This window comes from Amycolatopsis sp. NPDC114505 (assembly GCF_055633615.1).
In genome coordinates this window covers 1-3853 of record NZ_JBVKDV010000005.1, presented here as the reverse complement: position 1 = coordinate 3853, position 3853 = coordinate 1, and the positions used below count along the sequence as shown (strand labels likewise).

The 3853-nt window shown below is 67.2% G+C and carries 1 protein-coding gene; it reads right to left on the bottom strand.

The annotated features are described in order from the left end of the window. Nucleotides 1-3283, bottom strand: a 3283-nt coding sequence (locus ACZ7OU_RS42915; protein WP_470259690.1) for a tetratricopeptide repeat protein, incomplete at its 3' end; no start/stop codon positions are given. Nucleotides 3284-3853 lie beyond the last annotated feature (570 nt).

The following is a 3853-nucleotide window of genomic DNA, read 5'->3' as shown; positions in this document are numbered from 1 at the left end:
CGTAGGCCGGGTTCTCCGCGGCCAGCGTCCGGTACCGGGCGACGGCCTCCTCCGCCGGCGCCACCGCCTCACCACGCCGGCCCACCTCGCTGTAGCAGACGCCGAGATTGCTCAACGCTCCGGCGAGGTCGGAAAGGTAGGCGGGGTTTTGCCCAGCCAGCGTCCGGCGCAAAGTGACGGCTTCCTCCGTCGGCGCCACCGCCTCACCACGCCGGCCCACGTTGCTGTAGTGGTTGCCGAGGTTGTTCAACGCCATGGCGAGGCTAGGGAGGTAGGCCGGGTTCTCCGCGGCCAGCGTCCGGTACCGGGCGACGGCTTCCTCCGCCGGCGCCACCGCCTCACCACGCCGGCCCACGTTGCTGTAGTGGTTGCCGAGGTTGCTCAACGCCATGGCAAGGTCGGAAAGGTAGGCCGGGTTCTCCGCGGCCAGCGTCCGGTACCGGGCGACGGCTTCCTCCGCCGGCGCCACCGCCTCACCACGCCGGCCCACCTCGCTGTAGCGGACGCCGAGGTTGTTCAACGCGCTGGCGAGGCCGGGAAGGTAGGCCGGGTTCTCCGCGGCCAGCGTCCGGCGCAAAGTGACGGCTTCCTCCGTCGGCGCCACCGCCTCACCACGCCGGCCCACCTCGCTGTAGCAGACGCCGAGGTTGTTCAACGCGCTGGCGAGGTCGGGAAGGTAGGCGGGGTTTTGCCCAGCCAGCGTCCGGTACCGGATGACGGCTTCCTCCGTCGGCGCCACCGCCTCACCACGCCGGCCCACGTTGCTGTAGTGGTTGCCGAGGTTGCTCAACGCCATGGCAAGGTCGGAAACGTAGGCCGGGTTCTCCGCGGCCGTCTCCCGGTACCGGGCGACGGCCTCCTCCGCCGGCGCCACCGCCTCACCACGCCGGCCCACCTCGCCGTAGCGGACGCCGAGATTGCTCAACGCCATGGCAAGGTCGGAAACGTAGGCCGGGTTCTCCGCGGCCAGCGTCCGGTACCGGGCGACGGCCTCCTCCGCCGGCGCCACCGCCTCACCACGCCGGCCCACCTCGCTGTAGCGGACGCCGAGGTTGTTCAACGCGCTGGCGAGGCCGGGAAGGTAGGCCGGGTTCTCCGCGGCCAGCGTCCGGCGCAAAGTGACGGCTTCCTCCGTCGGCGCCACCGTCTCACTGTGCTGGCCCCAAGCTGCTGCGGTGTCTGCAATCTGGAGCGCGCTCATGGCGACGTCGGCCTGCAGTTCAGAGTGTTCATCTGCGATCTCGCGCAGCGCCGCAAGTCCGTCGGATCCGGCGTTGGCGGCGTGCACCCAGGCATACCGCCACAAGTACACAGGGGTCTTTACCGCGACCCCGTCAGTCAACAGCTGCTTATAGCGCCGCAGCAACGCAATACTCACAGGGAGAGCGTCGGGGTTGAAGGGAGCCCGGCCGGTGGGGCGGTATGGCCGGCGCACGTGATCGGCGAAGCTCTGATGCGCAAGCCGGTACACCGCCACCCCCGCATCACCGTCTTGCACCACATACCGACCGAGCTGGTCGACGACCCAGCTCACATCATCACGGCTCAACGAAGTATCGGCCAAGACGGAAGCGACTGCTAACCACTCCTGCTCAGGAAATCCCGCCCCCACTGCCCACGTCAACGCAACGAGCATCGTCCGCGCAATCCGTCGCGCACCCGCCTCATCAAGGTCTCCCGCCGCGGGGGGCTCGACCCGGGCGAGGTCAACGTCGAACGCGGCTTCGATCGAATGCGCAATACCGCCACGCCATTCCGGTGTGACGGTATTGATCGGCCGCGCCCGGAGCTGATCGGTGATCACCCGGGCCAGCAGGAACGGCCGATCCGCAGTCGCCAACGCTTCGCCAGCCAAATGCACCGCCACCGCGGACGCATCCATTGTCGGATCCACATCGGTCAGCCGGTCACGCACATATTTTTTGATCGCCGACTGAGCCGAGTTGAGACACTCGTCGCCGTCCAGGTCGAGTATCGCCGCGGGCGCGAGCTTCTCCAGCAACGCCGACCCATCCCGGTGAATCAGCGGCCGTGTCGACACTACGACGGAGGCAAACGGCGCCAGCCGGACAAGCAGATCTTCGACAATGGTGAACGCCTGCCCGCGGGCCTCATCCAGCCCGTCGATCACCACAACCGGAGCGTCAGCTCCACCTTTCACGGCTCGTTCTACTACACCGAGCAGTTCCGCCACGTTACGTCGGCCAGCATGATCAGACCGGATGAGACTTGCGCGGATCAGCTGCCACTCAAGCGCCTCCGCAAGCCGCTCGACCGTCAAACCCCGCGCATGCACATGTGCCGCGATCGACCGGACACCAGGATCAATGTGCCCCCAGTCTCCATCTGCGCGTTGCAGCCGGTCGCGCTCGCGCGGGTTCGACATCGACACAACCCGCCCGACCACCGCCGACTTGCCGGTACCCGCCGACCCCACCACCACACGGATTCCTGCATCACCCGCCCGGACCCAGGACACCACCGTGTCCACCTCGCCCGTCCGGCCGGTGAACCACGACCGCCCATCACCGGAGTCACCACCACGCGCCGCCCGCAGCAGATGCTCGACGACCTCCTCCGGCGCCCCCTCGTCATACAGCGGGTTCGGCACGATGGCCAGCGGATGCCCGTCCTTCAGGAATTTCGGCTGCTGATCGATGCCCGGCCATTCATCCAGCAGCGCCAGCCCCAGATCCTCGCCCAGAACCCGGCTGTTGTGCCTGGACCAGCGGCGCTGCTGATCCGGCGAATCCGGGCCCTTGGTCAGCAGCTTCACCAGCAGCCGGCCGAACACGCCGTCATCGCGGGCCCCGATGTCGGCCGCGGAGCACGACACCAACACCCCCAGCCACACCCGGGCCTCCGACGGCGGCACCTGCTCCAGCAGCTTCCGGGCCATTTCCGCGGAGTCCAGCGCGGCCCCAGCCTGGCAGGTGTCGATCACCAGCAGCAACTGACTGGCGCCGGACAACACACAGCTGCGGATCACCTCCGAGGCGGCCACACCGTCAGCCCGATCACGGGTGGCCAGCCGCAGTCCCCCCAGGTCGGCGCCGTGCCCGCTCCACACCAGCACCAGCGACCCGCCGTCGGCACTGCCGTGCACCGCAGCGAGTGACTCGTTCACCGTATGGGTACCGGCGTCGGCGAGAGGCTCACCGGTGAACGGCGGTACCAGCACTTTCGCGACCGCTTCGACGTCGGCGACCGCGAAATCAAGATCAGGCAGCTCCTCGGCGTCGTAGTGATCGATTCCCACTCCGACGAACACGTCACGCCGCACGCCGCCCCCTCGTCACTCACACCACCAACGTCGTAAACCAGCCGACACATATGAAGCACTGTCGACTACACCAGGCACCACCTCGCGGGTCTGCGGACCCGGTGACGACGACCAGCACACACACAACGGCAAGAGGAGCAAAAGCTTGCCAACCGGAACGAGTGTTCCCTTCGCCATGCCACCCCTCTGTCGCGCCATCGACAATCCTGTTACGAAGACGACCGACGATACCCAGAAGTGGCCAACCGAGCGTGCATGACAGACCCGAAGCGAGAACATCCGGGGATCGAGCACACGTCGGAAGCTGGACACGGCACCTTCTCATACCGCGTCGGATCACGAGGGCGGTCGATGGTGAGCAGCTTGTTCCTCGGCCAGGTCGCCAACGTTCAACGAAGAACACTCGCGGCTTGCGAGAAACAAAGGTACCTGGGTTCTGATTCGACGGGTCTCACACGGCTCCCACATTGCCGTAGCCGGGTCTGCCCAGGGTTTGGTTGACACTTCACCTGTGAGGCTTCGGCCTCGCCTGGAAGGATGTCACCGTGCCCAAGCCCTACCCCCGTGAGT